The 13,582-nt window shown below is 60.8% G+C and carries 16 protein-coding genes; 1 reads left to right on the top strand and 15 read right to left on the bottom strand.

Features of this window, described 5'->3' with window-relative positions:
* Positions 1 to 14: 14 nt before the first annotated feature.
* The 7 genes from hisF to KKO72_RS20860 form a co-directional block, all read right to left on the bottom strand.
* Positions 15 to 815: an imidazole glycerol phosphate synthase subunit HisF gene (gene hisF, locus KKO72_RS03630; protein WP_214935569.1), complete on the bottom strand. Its 801-nt coding sequence runs from the start codon at positions 813 to 815 to the stop codon at positions 15 to 17.
* On the bottom strand, positions 815 to 1,555 hold the full coding sequence (hisA, locus tag KKO72_RS03625) for a 1-(5-phosphoribosyl)-5-[(5-phosphoribosylamino)methylideneamino]imidazole-4-carboxamide isomerase (RefSeq protein WP_214935567.1): 741 nt from the start codon (positions 1,553 to 1,555) through the stop codon (positions 815 to 817). Before hisA ends, hisF begins: the two co-directional genes overlap by 1 nt.
* A 137-nt stretch (positions 1,556 to 1,692) precedes the next feature.
* Positions 1,693 to 2,388, bottom strand: coding sequence for an imidazole glycerol phosphate synthase subunit HisH (gene hisH, locus KKO72_RS03620; protein WP_371736810.1), 696 nt, complete (start codon positions 2,386 to 2,388; stop codon positions 1,693 to 1,695).
* Between the two features lie 62 nt (positions 2,389 to 2,450).
* Positions 2,451 to 3,089 carry an imidazoleglycerol-phosphate dehydratase HisB gene (hisB, locus tag KKO72_RS03615; protein WP_214935563.1) on the bottom strand — a complete coding sequence of 213 codons (639 nt, stop codon included), beginning with the start codon at positions 3,087 to 3,089 and terminating at the stop codon, positions 2,451 to 2,453.
* Complete coding sequence (gene hisC, locus KKO72_RS03610) at positions 3,086 to 4,219, bottom strand: histidinol-phosphate transaminase (RefSeq protein WP_214935561.1); 1,134 nt, start codon at positions 4,217 to 4,219, stop codon at positions 3,086 to 3,088. The genes hisB and hisC overlap by 4 nt, the downstream gene beginning before the upstream one ends.
* Positions 4,220 to 4,241: 22 nt before the next feature.
* Positions 4,242 to 4,718, bottom strand: a complete 477-nt coding sequence (locus KKO72_RS03605) for a PIN domain-containing protein (RefSeq protein WP_251140431.1) — start codon at positions 4,716 to 4,718, stop codon at positions 4,242 to 4,244.
* Complete coding sequence (locus tag KKO72_RS20860) at positions 4,711 to 4,935, bottom strand: CopG family transcriptional regulator (protein ID WP_227330555.1); 225 nt, start codon at positions 4,933 to 4,935, stop codon at positions 4,711 to 4,713. Before KKO72_RS20860 ends, KKO72_RS03605 begins: the two co-directional genes overlap by 8 nt.
* A 1,066-nt stretch (positions 4,936 to 6,001) precedes the next feature.
* On the opposite strand from KKO72_RS20860, the gene KKO72_RS03600 reads away from it, so the two are divergent.
* Positions 6,002 to 6,634: a cold shock and DUF1294 domain-containing protein gene (locus KKO72_RS03600; RefSeq protein WP_214935559.1), complete on the top strand. Its 633-nt coding sequence runs from the start codon at positions 6,002 to 6,004 to the stop codon at positions 6,632 to 6,634.
* 99 nt (positions 6,635 to 6,733) lie between these two features.
* Here the strand turns inward: KKO72_RS03600 and hisD are convergent, their stop codons facing one another.
* The 8 genes from hisD to murA all read right to left on the bottom strand — a co-directional run.
* Positions 6,734 to 8,059 carry a histidinol dehydrogenase gene (gene hisD / locus KKO72_RS03595; protein ID WP_214935557.1) on the bottom strand — a complete coding sequence of 442 codons (1,326 nt, stop codon included), beginning with the start codon at positions 8,057 to 8,059 and terminating at the stop codon, positions 6,734 to 6,736.
* A 196-nt stretch (positions 8,060 to 8,255) separates the two neighbouring features.
* Positions 8,256 to 8,735, bottom strand: a complete 480-nt coding sequence (locus KKO72_RS03590; protein ID WP_214935555.1) for a GNAT family N-acetyltransferase — start codon at positions 8,733 to 8,735, stop codon at positions 8,256 to 8,258.
* A gap of 97 nt (positions 8,736 to 8,832) precedes the next feature.
* Entirely contained in the window at positions 8,833 to 9,570 is a 738-nt protein-coding gene (locus KKO72_RS03585) for a metallophosphoesterase (RefSeq protein ID WP_214935553.1), read from the bottom strand.
* A gap of 41 nt (positions 9,571 to 9,611) precedes the next feature.
* Positions 9,612 to 10,034 carry a type II toxin-antitoxin system VapC family toxin gene (locus KKO72_RS03580; RefSeq protein ID WP_214935551.1) on the bottom strand — a complete coding sequence of 141 codons (423 nt, stop codon included), beginning with the start codon at positions 10,032 to 10,034 and terminating at the stop codon, positions 9,612 to 9,614.
* On the bottom strand, positions 10,031 to 10,288 hold the full coding sequence (locus KKO72_RS03575) for an Arc family DNA-binding protein (protein ID WP_214935549.1): 258 nt from the start codon (positions 10,286 to 10,288) through the stop codon (positions 10,031 to 10,033). The genes KKO72_RS03580 and KKO72_RS03575 overlap by 4 nt, the downstream gene beginning before the upstream one ends.
* 287 nt (positions 10,289 to 10,575) lie before the next feature.
* Positions 10,576 to 10,968, bottom strand: a complete 393-nt coding sequence (locus KKO72_RS03570; protein ID WP_214935547.1) for a hypothetical protein — start codon at positions 10,966 to 10,968, stop codon at positions 10,576 to 10,578.
* Positions 10,969 to 11,611: 643 nt separating this feature from the next.
* Positions 11,612 to 12,247 (bottom strand): ATP phosphoribosyltransferase, encoded by a 636-nt coding sequence (hisG, locus tag KKO72_RS03565; RefSeq protein ID WP_180125773.1) that lies wholly within the window; start codon positions 12,245 to 12,247, stop codon positions 11,612 to 11,614.
* A gap of 62 nt (positions 12,248 to 12,309) precedes the next feature.
* The coding region (gene murA / locus KKO72_RS03560) for a UDP-N-acetylglucosamine 1-carboxyvinyltransferase (protein ID WP_214935545.1) at positions 12,310 to 13,582 on the bottom strand (1,273 nt) is incomplete at its 5' end.

Here is a 13,582-nt window from a genome sequence, read left to right as displayed (position 1 = left end):
GAGGCACATTTGGCTTATATCCTGACGGGAATGCCACGCCCGGCCATGTGCGCCTTGGCCTGCGCCACGGTGAACTCGCCGTAGTGGAAGATGCTGGCGGCCAACACCGCGTCGGCGCCTCCGAGCTGGATGCCGTCGGCCAGATGGTCCAGCGTGCCGACACCACCCGAGGCGATCACCGGCACATTCACCGCGTCGCTCACCGCGCGGGTCAGCGCCAGATCGAACCCGGCCTTGGTGCCATCACGGTCCATGCTGGTGAGCAGAATTTCACCCGCGCCAAACTCGGCCATCTGGGTCGCCCAGGCCACCGCGTCCAGCCCTGTGTTTTTGCGCCCGCCGTGGCTGTAGACGTCCCAGCCCTCGCCGAGAGGTTGCCCGTTGGCGTCAAGCCGCAAAGCGTCTTCCGCCGTGCGGCGTTTGGCATCGATGGCGACCACAATGCACTGGGCTCCGTATTTGCGCGAGGCATCACGAATGACCTGCGGGTTGGCAATTGCTGCCGAGTTGAAACTGGTCTTGTCGGCACCCGCGTTGAGCAGGCGGCGCACGTCTTCCACCGTGCGCACACCCCCACCCACGGTGAGCGGAATGAACACCTGGCTGGCCACCGCTTCGATGATGTGCAGGATCAGGTCGCGCCCGTCGCTGGTGGCGGTGATGTCCAGAAAAGTGAGTTCGTCGGCGCCCTGGTCGTTGTAACGCGCGGCGATTTCGACCGGGTCACCGGCATCACGCAGCTCGACAAAGTTGACACCTTTGACAACCCGGCCACCCGTGACGTCCAGGCAGGGGATGATGCGTTTGGCCAGCATCAGCCGTTCAACTCGTCAGCACGCGTCTGAGCAGCTTCAAAGTCGAGGTCGCCGCTGTAGATGGCGCGGCCGCAGATGACACCTTCGACACCCTCCTCTTCCACCGCGCACAGGGCTTCGATGTCGGTCAGGTTGGACAGACCACCAGAGGCGATCACCGGAATGGTGAGTGCCTGCGCCAGGCGCACGGTGGCTTCGATGTTGATGCCGCTGAGCATGCCGTCGCGGCCGATGTCGGTGTAAATGATGGATTCGACACCAAAGTCTTCAAACTTCTTGCCCATGTCGATCACATCGTGGCGGGTGAGTTTGCTCCAGCCGTCGGTGGCGACCTTACCGTCCTTGGCGTCCAGACCGACGATGATGTGGCCACCAAAGGCGGTGCAGGCGTCCTGCAGGAAACCGGGGTTGCGCACCGCTGCGGTGCCGATGATCACGTAGCGCAGGCCCGCGTCCAGATAACGCTCGATGGTGTCCAGGTCGCGGATGCCGCCGCCCAGCTGCACATCCACCTCGCTGCCCACCGCTTTGAGGATCTTGCGGATGGCAGCCTCGTTTTTTGGGTGCCCGGCAAACGCCCCGTTCAGATCGACCAGATGCAGGCGCCGTGCACCCTTGTCCACCCAGCTGCGGGCCATCACCGATGGCTCCTCGCTAAACGTGGTGGCAAGTGCCATATCGCCCTGTTGCAGGCGCACACAATGGCCGTCTTTGAGATCAATCGCAGGAATTAAAAGCATGATGCTTCGTAGGTGAGAGTGGGGGAAAAACGAGAAGAAACCGATAAGCTGAACGGGAGGTGCGCAGATTCATGCCCGGCGCAGGGCGATTGCCAAACAGTGGTTCGCAGACATGACAGACGTCAGATGAAGCTCGTTCAGGGATGCCAGTGGAGAAAGTTGCGGTACAGGGCCAAGCCGTGGTCAGCACTTTTTTCAGGATGGAACTGTGTCGCAAAAATATTATCACGTGCAATGGCCGAACTGAAGCGCTGGCCATAGTCTGTCTCGCCCACGCTGTGGCGTGTATCTGACGGTTTGGCGTAAAAACTGTGCACAAAGTAGAAATAGCTGCCGTCGGGCACACCGTCCCAGATCGGATGCGGCGCGGCGCCGTCATGGCGCGTCTGGTAGACCTGGTTCCAGCCCATCTGCGGCACCTTGTAACGGCTGCCGTCGGGCTGCTGCTGCCCAGCCAGGTCAAATTTGATCACCTCGCCATGGATCTGGCCCAAGCAAGGCGTGCCCTGCCCGCCCTCTCCGTCATCACCTTCCTGGCTGTGGTCCAGCAGCATCTGCATGCCGACACAGACCCCCATCACCGGCTTGTTGGCCAGCGCGTGTTTCACGGCGGCGTACATGCCGGAGTCGTGCAACTCACGCATGCAATCACGGATCGCGCCCTGGCCGGGCAAGACCACACGCTCGGCGGCCATGACTTCTTCGGGGCGCTGCGTCCAGATCACATCAACCTGCGCACCACGGGCGGCGGCCAGCACCGCGTTGGTGACGGATCGCAAATTACCCATGCCGTAGTCGACCACGGCCACGGTTTTTCTGAGACTGTTCTTCACTATTACATCCATAGCTACCTAGGCAAGATCTACAAGGGCCAGAGGTCGATTGTGCATAGTATTTACAAAGAACCCTTGGTCGACGGGATGCTGCCCAGGGCGCGGGCATCGAGCTCGACGGCTGCGCGCAACGCGCGGCCAAAAGCTTTGAAGATGGTCTCAACCTGGTGGTGCGCATTGACACCCTTGAGGTTGTCGATGTGCAGCGTGACAAAGGCGTGGTTCACAAAACCCTGAAAAAACTCGTGCACCAGTTGTGAATCAAACGTGCCGATCATGCCGCTGGAGAACTTCACATCCATCACCAAGCCGGGACGACCTGAGAAGTCGATCACCACCCGTGACAGCGCCTCGTCCAGCGGCACATAGGCGTGGCCGTAACGGCGGATGCCTTTTTTGTCACCAATCGCCTTGTGCACCGCCTGGCCCAGCGTGATGCCCACGTCTTCCACCGTGTGGTGGCCGTCGATGTGCAAGTCACCCTCGGCGTCGATGTCCAGGTCAATCAGGCCATGGCGGGCAATCTGGTCGAGCATGTGGTCAAAAAAACCGATGCCGGTGTGCAGGCGCGAGACACCGGTGCCGTCCAGGTTGACACGCACCGACACCTGGGTCTCTGCCGTGTTGCGCGCCAGCTCGGCGATGCGCGGCACGCTGGTGGCCGGGGTTTCAGGAAGTTCAGTCAGCGGGTAGTTGGTCATAGTGAGGCTTCCAGGGCGGCCAGCATCTGGTGGTTTTCGGGCGAGGTGCCTACCGTCAGGCGCAGGCAGTTGTTCAACAGTGCATGCATTTTAGAAACGTTCTTGACCAGCACACCCCGGGCTTTCATGCCCTCAAAGGTTTTTGGGGCATCCGGCACCCGGATCAGGATCATGTTGGCCTGGCTCGGGAACACGGTCACACCGGGAAACTCGGCCAGCACGGTCAACAACTGCTCACGCTGGCGGCAGATGTCCTGCGCCTGCTGCTCAAACACGGCCTGGTGTTCCAGCGCAAATAACGCGGCCTCGCAGTTGAGCACACTCACGTTGTAGGGCGGGCGCACCTTGTCGAGCTGACCAATCAGCGCCTGCTGTCCCACCAGGTAACCCAGGCGCACACCGGCCAGGCCAAACTTGCTGAGCGTGCGCAGCAGCAGCACGTGCGGGTGGCGGGTCAGGCGGTCGGCGTAACTCTTGGTCGCAAAGGGTTGGTAAGCCTCGTCAATCACCACCAGACCGCCCTGCTCTCCGGCGGCGCTGATGACTGCCTCCATGGCCTCGTCGTCCCACAAATTGGCCGTGGGGTTGTTGGGGTAAGCCAGGAAGGTGATGGCGGGCTGGTGTTGATCAATGGCGGCCAGCATCGCGGGCAGATCCAGCTCGAAATCGGCCGTCAGCGGCACACCCACGTAGTCCAGCCCCTGCAACTGCGCACTCATGGCGTACATGACAAACCCCGGCTCGGGCGCCAGCACCACGGCCTTTTTGTGGCCGTTGGCGTCCGACGGTGGCACCGCGCAGGCCAGTGCCAGCAGGCTGATGAGTTCGTCCGAACCATTGCCCAGCATCAGTTCATAACCCTCGGGCAGCGCGGCGTGCTGCTGCAGCGCAACCATCAGATCAGTGATGCGTGGGCCGGGGTAACGGTTAAGCGCCACCGCGCCCAGGCGCTGACCCAACTCAGCCTGCAACTCGGGCGAGAGCCGGTGCGGGTTCTCCATGGCGTCCAGCTTGACCAGGCCGGTGGCGTTTTGCACGGTGTAGGCGTGCATGGCCAACACGTCGGGGCGGATGCGGCGCTGGATCAGCGCGTCCAGCGCGGGGGGTGTGATGGGGTCGTTCGCAGGCATCAGGTAATCACTTTTCAAAAAATCAGTCGGCCAGCGCCAGTGTCAGACCCAGCTCTAGCGGCGTGGCTTGCAGCGGGCTCAGAATGGTCACACCATCGATCTGCTGGCCGTGCGTCAAGTCAAGCGACAACACATGGCTGGCGCCACTTTGCGCGGCGGCGGCGACGATCAGCGCGTCCCAATAAGGCAGGCCAAAACGGGCCTCCACCCCCCAGGCGGTTTCCACCGTCTGGTGGTCAATCTGCCAGGGCTGCCAGAGCTGGTAACGACGCAGCTTGGCGCGGGCGTCACCCTGCGGCATGCCAAAGTGCTGCGTGGCGCTGACGTAATACGCGCTCAGCACCTGCGTGCTGACACGCCCGGCGCGACGCTGCCACAGCGCCTGCAACCAGTCACGCACACGGGCCTGGCGGGTGGTGTCAAACGCATCGTCGGCCATCAACAACACGTTGGTGTCCACAAAAACGATGGCGCCGGTGGCGTCCAACGGGCTAGCCATGCTGCCCCCCACGCACCGGGTAGGCCTTGCCGCCTGCGTTGAAGCTGGAGGTGTCAGCCTCCCAGTCGCGCTGCGCACGGGTGTAGGCATCGTCAAACTGCATCTTCTCGGTGAGCATCTCACCCACCAGCCGCGACACACTGGTGTTGCGCCGCGCCGCCTCGATCCGCACCCACTCCAGGGTGCTGTCTTCGACGGTGATGGTGACGTTTTTCATCGTGGAATCAGTTTACACGAAATTCGTGTTGCACGAAGTTCGTGTTTGCCTTCGTGGTCGCGGTGCTGGGGACGCGGCAGGTATCTGGCGACGGCCGGCTTAGTTGTTGTTTTCTTCACCCACCGCGCAAGCCGGCTGGCCAGATGCAAATACCGGCGGCTATAGTCAGATCAACGACGGGAGAAATAACACATGAAGGCCCTGGAAACCGCACTGCGCAACTTGTTTTGCCGGGTTGTTTGCTCTTTTTATAAGAGCAGACAACACATATTTAAAATGGCTTAGAGAGTGATTTTCTATGTCAACGCGCCAGAATATCCCGCAGAATTCCGCAGACTACATCGCTTTAGCGCTCTATCAATCTCTTTCCCCTACCACTCAGAATCTCCCATGATAAAAAAACTCGCATCACTTGCCGCTATTACAGGCATTCTTTATGGATGTGCTACGCCTATCCCGCCATACGCGCTCCCATCCGATGTCCCGTCGGCCAACATTAAGAGTGCGATCAACGGCGCATACAACCGAAATGAGTCGATTTACATTTATCTATTCGACAATAATGGAACGCCTCCCGGTAAACGTCAGTTGTTCTCCGTCAGTCGGTCGGTTAGCAAACCAACAGGTTACGTGCAGGTGCCTGCTAATACCCCACTGAACCTTATGTACTATGAATCAGCGTCTGGGGGACGGTCATGCCAACTGCATATCACAGTTAACCTAGAGCAAGGAAAGAGCTATTCCTTGGTCGGTGGGTTTGCTTATGAGAAGGGGCCGATTCCGATATTCACCGACACTCGGAAATGTGAATTTGGCGCTGTTGCTGACTCTACAAAGTAACCGGAGCCATATTGTCAGGGGCATGGATTGCTGGCAATACATAACACCAAAGTGCTAATCAATCATTCCACCGGGCTGCCTTCGGCAGCTGGTGAATTCAGACGTTCCAACCGTCCACTCACGACTGAAATCCAACAGCGTCGTCATGCTTCATCACGCGCCCATAGCCAAAGCCTGAGAAGGTTTACCGGACTTGTTTGGACGCGAGTCAATAAGCTTCTGCCCCATGGCCACCAACCGTTTCACCGGCACCCTCACCACCTGGCAAGACGACCGGGGCTTTGGCTTTTTGCAAGCCGACCAGGGTGGTGAACCGGTGTTTGTGCACATCAAGGCGTTTTTGCCGGGCAGCGGACGGCCACAGCTGAACCAGGCCTATACGTTTGAGGTGGAAACCGGCGCCAAGGGCAAGCGGGCCAGAAATGTGGCGCCGGTGCGTGCGGCACGGGTGACACAGGCCACTAGCCCAAGCCGGCAGCGCCCCGCAGCAGCCCCATGGGGCACGGCAACGCTGTTGGCGATTCCTTTGTTTCTGGTGCTGTACGCCGCCGTTGCGGTGCTGTGGCACCCACCGCTGTGGGTAGCGGGCGCCTACCTGGGTTTGAGCCTGCTGACCTTTGTTGTCTACGCCGTGGACAAGTCGGCGGCGCAGGCGCAAGGCTGGCGCACGGCGGAGTCCACCCTGCACCTGCTGGCGCTGGCAGGTGGCTGGCCGGGTGCGCTGCTGGCGCAGCAGTGGCTGCGGCACAAGTCCAGCAAGCGGGAGTTCCGCGCGGTGTTCTGGGCCACCGTCTGGCTCAACGTGTTGGGTTTCTTGCTGCTGTGTTCGCCGTGGGCAAGGCGTTTTCTGAATCTTTGAAGCCAAATCGGCCTCCAGCCCTTATTCAATAAGGGCATCTTCCTACTATTTAAATAGCAAACTACGCCTGCGAGCGGTCTCGCCAAAGCGTCGCGGGCGTCAGGCTGGCCTGTTCAGGCGCATCTCCGCCGCCCTTGCATGGGCTTGCAGGCCTTCGCCGTAGGCCAGGGTGGCGGCAATCGGGCCGAGCATCTGGGCACCAGCTTCGCTCACCTCAATCAGGCTGCTGCGTTTCTGGAAGTCGTAGACCCCCAGCGGTGACGAGAAACGTGCGGTGCCGCTGGTTGGCAACACGTGGTTGGGACCGGCGCAGTAGTCACCCAGGCTCTCAGACGTGAATGCGCCCAAAAAGATGGCGCCCGCGTGTTTGAGTAACGGCTCCCAGCGGTGCGGGTCGCGGCTGGAGACTTCCAGGTGTTCGGGCGCGATGCGGTTGCTGATGGCGCAGGCTTCTTCCATGCTGCGCGTGAGGATCAACGCGCCACGGTCGTTGAGCGACTTGGCAATGATCTCGCGGCGGGGCATCTCGGGCAGCAGCTTGGTGATGCTGGCCTGCACCTGCGCGATGTAAGCCGCGTCGGGGCACAACAAAATGCTTTGCGCCAGTTCGTCGTGTTCGGCCTGGCTGAACAGGTCCATCGCCACCCAGTCCGGCGGCGTTGTGCCATCGGCCAGCACCAGGATTTCACTCGGACCGGCGATCATGTCGATGCCGACCACCCCAAACACGCGTTTTTTGGCGCTGGCCACATAGGCGTTGCCCGGGCCGGTGATCTTGTCCACCTTCGGGACAGTGGCCGTGCCATACGCCAGCGCGGCCACGGCTTGTGCGCCGCCGATGGTGAAGGCGCGTGTGACACCGGCCACATAAGCGGCAGCCAGTACCAGCTGGTTCTTTTCGCCGCGCGGGGTGGGCACCACCATGATGATTTCGCCAACACCAGCCACATGCGCGGGGATGGCGTTCATCAGCACACTGCTCGGGTAGGCTGCCTTGCCGCCGGGCACATAGATGCCCACACGGTCCACCGGGGTGACCTTTTGACCGAGCAGGGTGCCGTCTTCGTCGCGGTAGCTCCAGCTCTGGCCACTGGCCTTTTTCTGCGCCTCGTGGTAGCTGCGCACACGTTTGGCGGCGGCTTCCAGCGCAGTGCGCTGAACCACTGGCAAGGACTCAAAGGCGGCCTTGAGTTCAGCCTGGGTCAGTTCCAGTTCGGCCATGGTGGCGGCTTGCAGACTGTCAAAACGGGTCGTGTAATCCAGCACAGCGGCATCACCACGTGTGTGAACGTCGGCCAGGATGTCGGCCACACGCTGCTCGATGCCCGCGTCGGTTTCGGCGGACCAATGCAGGCGGGCCTTGAAATCAGCCTCAAAAGAGCTGTCAGCGGTGGATAAACGGGCGGGGGTGGCTGTTGAGTTCATGGTGGCAGGCTTTGGGTTGGCCCAAGTTTAGCGGGGTGCTCGCTCCGGTCAGCAGCGGCCAGAGTCATCCACGGGGCAACAGCCATCAAAACGCTACCAAAAATAGAGCATATTTCCCTTATTCAACCAGGGCTAGCGCCTCAAAACACCAAAATCTCCGAACCTGCCACCTGGCCGGTGATGCCACCACAGCGGGTCAACTGGCCACAGCGGTGGTGGTGAGGGGTTTGCGATAGAAGATTTGGCGCCCGTTCCAGCGTTTGGACACCGCGTTGAAGCCCAACTGGGTGTAGATGGCGTTGGAGGCGACGTTGAACTCGTTGGTATCCAGGCACATCGACAAACACCCCTGCGCTGTGGCGGCCTGCAGAGCAGCCTCTATCAGCGCACGGCCCACACCGTTTTTGCGACGGCTGGGATCCACAAACAGGTCTTCGATGGTGGCCTCGGCACCGCCCACCCACATGGAATACCTGAAGCGAAGCAGCACATAACCGATGGGGCCGTCGCCGTCGGACGCGATCAAAAACCGCGCATCGGGCGAGTTGAGCAGCACCGCGATGCTTTGCTCAAACTGGGCCTGTGTGGGGGTGGTTCTTTCGAGGTGGTTACGGAAGGTGAGCGCCATGGCCACGAGCGCAGCGGCATCTGCCATCGTGGCTGTGTCAATGTTCATCGGCATGTTTGAAGTCAGAAGTCAGCGGCCATCCAACTGGCCCGTTAAAAAATGCTGGCTGCGGGCCAGCGCATAACTTGGGTGATCCACAACGTCCTCAGGGCATGTAGCCAGTCAGCAAAGCGTGTTCCCACTCGGGGCGGCCACGTAACCTGGCCAGTTGGGCCATGGACTGGTGGTCATAGGGCACCGACAACAGGGACACACACCAGCCGTCCTTGTGCTGCTCAGCGATGGCGTAACGCGCGTCAGGCGAGCCGGTCTCCACCACATGGGGCACCGGGTGGGTGTCGTCATACGCTGGCTGACCGACGCTGCCCGGATTCACCACGCGCTGCCCGCGCCGGGTGTGCACCACCCGCGCCACATGGGTGTGGCCGCAGGCCACCAGGGGCGCAAGTTCACCGCTCAGGCGGGTTTCGACCTCAGCCGCGGTGGCTTGGCGGACCACACCCGCATCCAGGGTTTCCAGAAAGTACTCGACATCACTGCGCGGTGAGCCGTGGCACAAAAACACATCGGCGTTGAGACGAACGCTGGACGGCAAGGACCGGATCCAGTCGAACTCCGGGGTGGTGAGTTGTGCATGGGCATAGGCGTCCGAAAGACCCATCTGCTCGGCGCTTTGTGTGAGCAACTGGCGCTCGTGGTTGCCCGCCAGGTGCAGCCAACCCTGGGCCATCAGAAACTGGGCGGTTTCGCGCGGCAACAGCGGGCCGGACAGGCTGTCGCCCAGGTTCACCACCTGGTCCACACCCCGGCGGCGCAGGTCAGCGGTGACGGCTTCCAGAGCGGCCAGGTTGCCGTGGATATCGGAGAGAAGGGCTAGGCGCATGGTAGGGTGGGGTGGGGTTAAGTCGGCGCGTATTGCGGGGGCTATCGGCTGTCCCACGGGTTGATCAGGGCCAGGCCCAAACCCTCAAAGTGCTTGGTGTTTCGCGTCGCCAAGATGGCATCACGACTCAGACAGATGGCTGCAATTTGTGCGTCGGCCATCGCCATACTTTGGCCGATGCGCCCTCGCTCGGCCAGCATCACCGCATAAACGGAGGCTGCACCCAGATCAAAGCTCAGGATCTGCCCGGCAAAGTCCTGCTCCAACATGGCCGACACCGCTTGTGCCAGCCGCTGCTTGCGCGCACCTTCTGGCAGTCTGGCCACACCAAACAGCAACTCAGCCGCCACCACCGAGTTCAGCCACAGGTCTTCGGGGGCTTGTGCATCCAGCCAGGTCAACACCGTCGGATCAGGCTTGGCGCGCATGATCTCTGACAGCACATTGGTGTCCAGAACAATCACGCGCTGTGGCCTTCCTCAAAGCTGGCGAAACGCGGCAAGTCAGATCGATCAGGCAGCGGCAACGCTACGCCACCCATAGCAGCAAAGCGCGCATGAATGCGGCTACCCAGCCCACTGGGCTTGGCGTCCTGCGTCATGGCCTGACGCAAAATCGACCGCACCTCTTCCTCCATGGAGCGACCATGCGCAGCCGCCATCAAACGCAACTTGTCTTTGATCGCGGGCTCAATGTTTCTCACCGTCAGGGTACTCATGGGTAGGCTCCTCAGATGCAAAATGCCATCATTGACAGCAATGCTAGCAGATCAAGTCTGGCCGCGCTAAGACAGGTAACCAAGTTGGATCACCCCACATTCAAAGGCGTCGAGAACTCTTGTGTCAGCACACCTGCCACTTTCTTTACATTTGGCGCATCGGTGACGCGGATTCCAAGGCGGCACGGACCACCACAGATGCCGGATGTACGACTGCAGGCGCATCCCCAAACTGCCAAGCTATCGGTCAGTTTCTTGCTTTTGTGGGGGAGTCCATATACGAAGGGTTAGGCCCCGCGAGGCGCCATGGGCGCGTACTCTTTGGCGTTTGAAACTTTGCCGCGAAGCATCTTTCTCCACAACTCTTCTTGCCGTGCTGCAGGTATCGCATTCCAAGGTACAAGCACTATTCTTGCTTGCTCGTAGTCGCCTTTTGCGCGCATGGCATCGTAGTTCTCTTCAACAGTCACAATATGAACCTGCTCGTATTCCAGTAGTGTTCGGACGAACTCTTCAGGGTCTACCCGATTCTCCCTTTGGTGACGATCAACAAGCTTTGTGAGCGTGGTCTGGATTCTCTTGTAGTGTTCCAGTCGGAGTCCGGTCCCGCCAGCAGCTACCGCTTTCTGTGAAACTTGACCAGTGAAGTGGCGAACCTGACGTTTGACGCTCTCAGCCATAACGTGTGTGTACCAGGCTCGTGCGCGACCGGGAGTGACGTTTGGGCGACCTGCAAGCCACATGACTTCCTCGTAGACCGAAAGCAAGGCTCTGCGTACCTCAAGAGAGGGGGACGGCAGCTGTGTCATTGCGGGGCCTGACTCAACAGGGAGACAGAAACCTGTCTCCCGAATATGGTGATCGTCACCTTAACATCGCCGAGCGACTTCCACGCAAAGCCGCTTGAAATCAGGCCTGTAGCCAACACGCCGCAGGTAGGAACCGTCATAACACCCCCAGAAAAACCAGCACAGCGGTCTGCCGATCAAACCGGCTGCTGGATCAGTGACGTGAGCAGATTCGCAAAGGCACTATAGCCCCGGGGATCCAGAGGCTGGTTTGTGCTGGGTCAACAACTTCAGCCGAGGTCATGGCTTGACGCATCCCCGCAACATGGCAAGCCCAGCGCGAAGTATTGCCATCGTGTTTGGCCACGCGACGCGAGATGAATGCATCCACAGGCATAACGCAGAAAACAATAGCTACAAGCCCTTATGACATAAGGGCTTCAGGTCTTTTGCATAGAGAATGCATCCATCACGCACCCACCGCGCCTGCTGCCGATGGCACGATCAACCCGCGCCCAAGACGCTCAACAACCGATCAAGCGATAGCCGACTCAAACGCGTCGATGATGTGGCGCATGGGCGCCTGTTTGAGCTTGAGTGCAGCCTGGTTGACCACCAGGCGCGAGCTGATGTCCATGATGTGTTCGACCTCAACCAGGTGGTTGGCCTTGAGCGTGTTGCCGGTGGACACCAGGTCCACAATCGCGTCGGCCATGCCCACCAGCGGGGCGAGTTCCATGCTGCCGTAGAGCTTGATCAGGTCGACGTGCACACCCTTGCTGGCGAAGAAGTCGCGCGCAATCGCCACGTATTTGGTGGCCACCGTAAGGCGTGAGCCTTTTTTGACGGCGCTTTTGTAGTCAAAGTCGGAGCGCACCGCCACGCTGATGCGGCATTTGGCAATTTGCAAATCGAGCGGCTGGTACAGGCCCTGGCTGCCGTGCTCCAGCAGCGTGTCTTTGCCGGTGATGCCCATGTCGGCACCGCCGTACTGCACGTAGGTGGGCACGTCGGTGGCGCGCACCACCAGCACCCGCACGTCGGGCTGGTTGGTGGTCAAGATGAGTTTGCGCGAGGTGTCCGGGTCTTCCAGCACCTCAATGCCAGCAGCTTTGAGGAGAGGGATGGTTTCTTCAAAGATGCGTCCCTTGGACAGTGCAATAGTGATCATTTTGGCCTCTAGCCCTTATTCAACAAGGGTGGGTAGCTATAAAAACAGGAATACTCAAACGCTTATTTGACACGCTCGATGTCGGCACCCAGCGCACGCAGCTTGTTTTCCATCTGGTCGTAACCCCGGTCCAGATGGTAGATGCGGTCCACGCAGGTTTCGCCCTTGGCCACCAGGCCGGCAATCACCAGACTGGCCGAGGCACGCAGGTCGGTCGCCATCACGGTGGCGCCCGACAGCTGGGGCACACCTTCGACCAGGGCAATCTTGCCGTCGATCTGGATCTTGGCGCCCAGGCGCACGAGTTCGTTGACGTGCATGTAGCGGTTCTCAAAAATCGTCTCGGTGACCTTGGCCGTGCCTTGCGCCACGCTGTTGAGCGCCATGAATTGCGCCTGCATGTCGGTCGGGAAACCCGGGTACTCGGTGGTGCGGAAACTCTGCGCCTTGAGCTGGGCCGCGCCGCTGGACTGGACACGGATGCCGTCTTCCACAGCGGTGATCGTCACACCCGCTTCGCGCAGTTTTTCGACCACGGCCTCCAGGTGGTCGATGCGGGCGTGGCGCGCCAGCACATCGCCACCGGCAGCAGCCACCGCGCACAAAAAGGTGCCGGCCTCGATGCGGTCTGACACCACCTGGTGGGTGCAGCCGTGCAACTTGTCCACGCCCTGGATGCGGATGCGGCTGGTGCCGTGGCCTTCGATCTTGGCGCCCATCTTGATCAGCATCTCGGCCAGATCAGGGATCTCGGGCTCTTGCGCGGCGTTTTCCAGGATGGTTTCACCTTCGGCTAGGCAGGCGGCCATCAGGAAGTTTTCGGTGCCGGTCACCGTCACCATGTCGGTGGTGATGCGCGCGCCTTTGAGGCGGGTGCGGCCCTCGGGCAGCTTGGCGACCATGTAGCCGTGCTCGACCACAATCTCGGCACCCATGGCGGTCAGGCCCTTGATGTGCTGGTCCACCGGACGCGAACCAATCGCGCAGCCACCGGGCAAGGACACCTTGGCGTGGCCAAACCGCGCCAGCAGCGGCCCCAGGGCCAGCACCGAGGCGCGCATGGTTTTCACCAACTCGTAAGGGGCTTCGGGGCGGATCGGGTCAGCCGCATGGAAACCCATGCCACCGCGCTCACCGAAGGTCTCGGTCTTGACACCCATGTGCTCCAGCAGGGTGCGCATGGTGGCCACGTCTTTGAGGCGCGGCACGTTGTGCAGGATGACCGGCTCGCTGGTGAGCAGCGCGGCGCACAGTTCGGGCAAGGCGGCGTTTTTGGCGCCGGAGATGGTGACCTCACCCAACAGGGGGCGGCCACCACGAATCAGAAGTTTGTCC

It is taken from the genome of Rhodoferax sp. U11-2br (genome assembly GCF_018619435.1).
Taxonomy (GTDB): Bacteria; Pseudomonadota; Gammaproteobacteria; order Burkholderiales; family Burkholderiaceae_C; genus Rhodoferax.
Note: the sequence above shows the minus strand (reverse complement) of the source record. Positions and strands in the feature narration are given on the sequence as shown.

What these genes read in the sequence shown, in the direction of transcription:
- KKO72_RS03600 (WP_214935559.1), top strand. Translation starts at nt 6,002, where the DNA reads ATGGCCACCAACCGTTTCACCGGCACCCTCACCACCTGGCAAGACGAC.
- hisF (WP_214935569.1), bottom strand. Translation starts at nt 815, where the DNA reads ATGCTGGCCAAACGCATCATCCCCTGCCTGGACGTCACGGGTGGCCGG.
- KKO72_RS03585 (WP_214935553.1), bottom strand. Translation starts at nt 9,570, where the DNA reads ATGCGCCTAGCCCTTCTCTCCGATATCCACGGCAACCTGGCCGCTCTG.
- hisG (WP_180125773.1), bottom strand. Translation starts at nt 12,247, where the DNA reads ATGATCACTATTGCACTGTCCAAGGGACGCATCTTTGAAGAAACCATC.
- hisC (WP_214935561.1), bottom strand. Translation starts at nt 4,219, where the DNA reads ATGCCTGCGAACGACCCCATCACACCCCCCGCGCTGGACGCGCTGATC.
- hisB (WP_214935563.1), bottom strand. Translation starts at nt 3,089, where the DNA reads ATGACCAACTACCCGCTGACTGAACTTCCTGAAACCCCGGCCACCAGC.
- KKO72_RS03590 (WP_214935555.1), bottom strand. Translation starts at nt 8,735, where the DNA reads ATGAACATTGACACAGCCACGATGGCAGATGCCGCTGCGCTCGTGGCC.
- hisD (WP_214935557.1), bottom strand. Translation starts at nt 8,059, where the DNA reads ATGAACTCAACAGCCACCCCCGCCCGTTTATCCACCGCTGACAGCTCT.
- KKO72_RS03570 (WP_214935547.1), bottom strand. Translation starts at nt 10,968, where the DNA reads ATGGCTGAGAGCGTCAAACGTCAGGTTCGCCACTTCACTGGTCAAGTT.
- KKO72_RS20860 (WP_227330555.1), bottom strand. Translation starts at nt 4,935, where the DNA reads ATGAAAAACGTCACCATCACCGTCGAAGACAGCACCCTGGAGTGGGTG.
- KKO72_RS03605 (WP_251140431.1), bottom strand. Translation starts at nt 4,718, where the DNA reads ATGGCTAGCCCGTTGGACGCCACCGGCGCCATCGTTTTTGTGGACACC.
- hisA (WP_214935567.1), bottom strand. Translation starts at nt 1,555, where the DNA reads ATGCTTTTAATTCCTGCGATTGATCTCAAAGACGGCCATTGTGTGCGC.
- KKO72_RS03575 (WP_214935549.1), bottom strand. Translation starts at nt 10,288, where the DNA reads ATGAGTACCCTGACGGTGAGAAACATTGAGCCCGCGATCAAAGACAAG.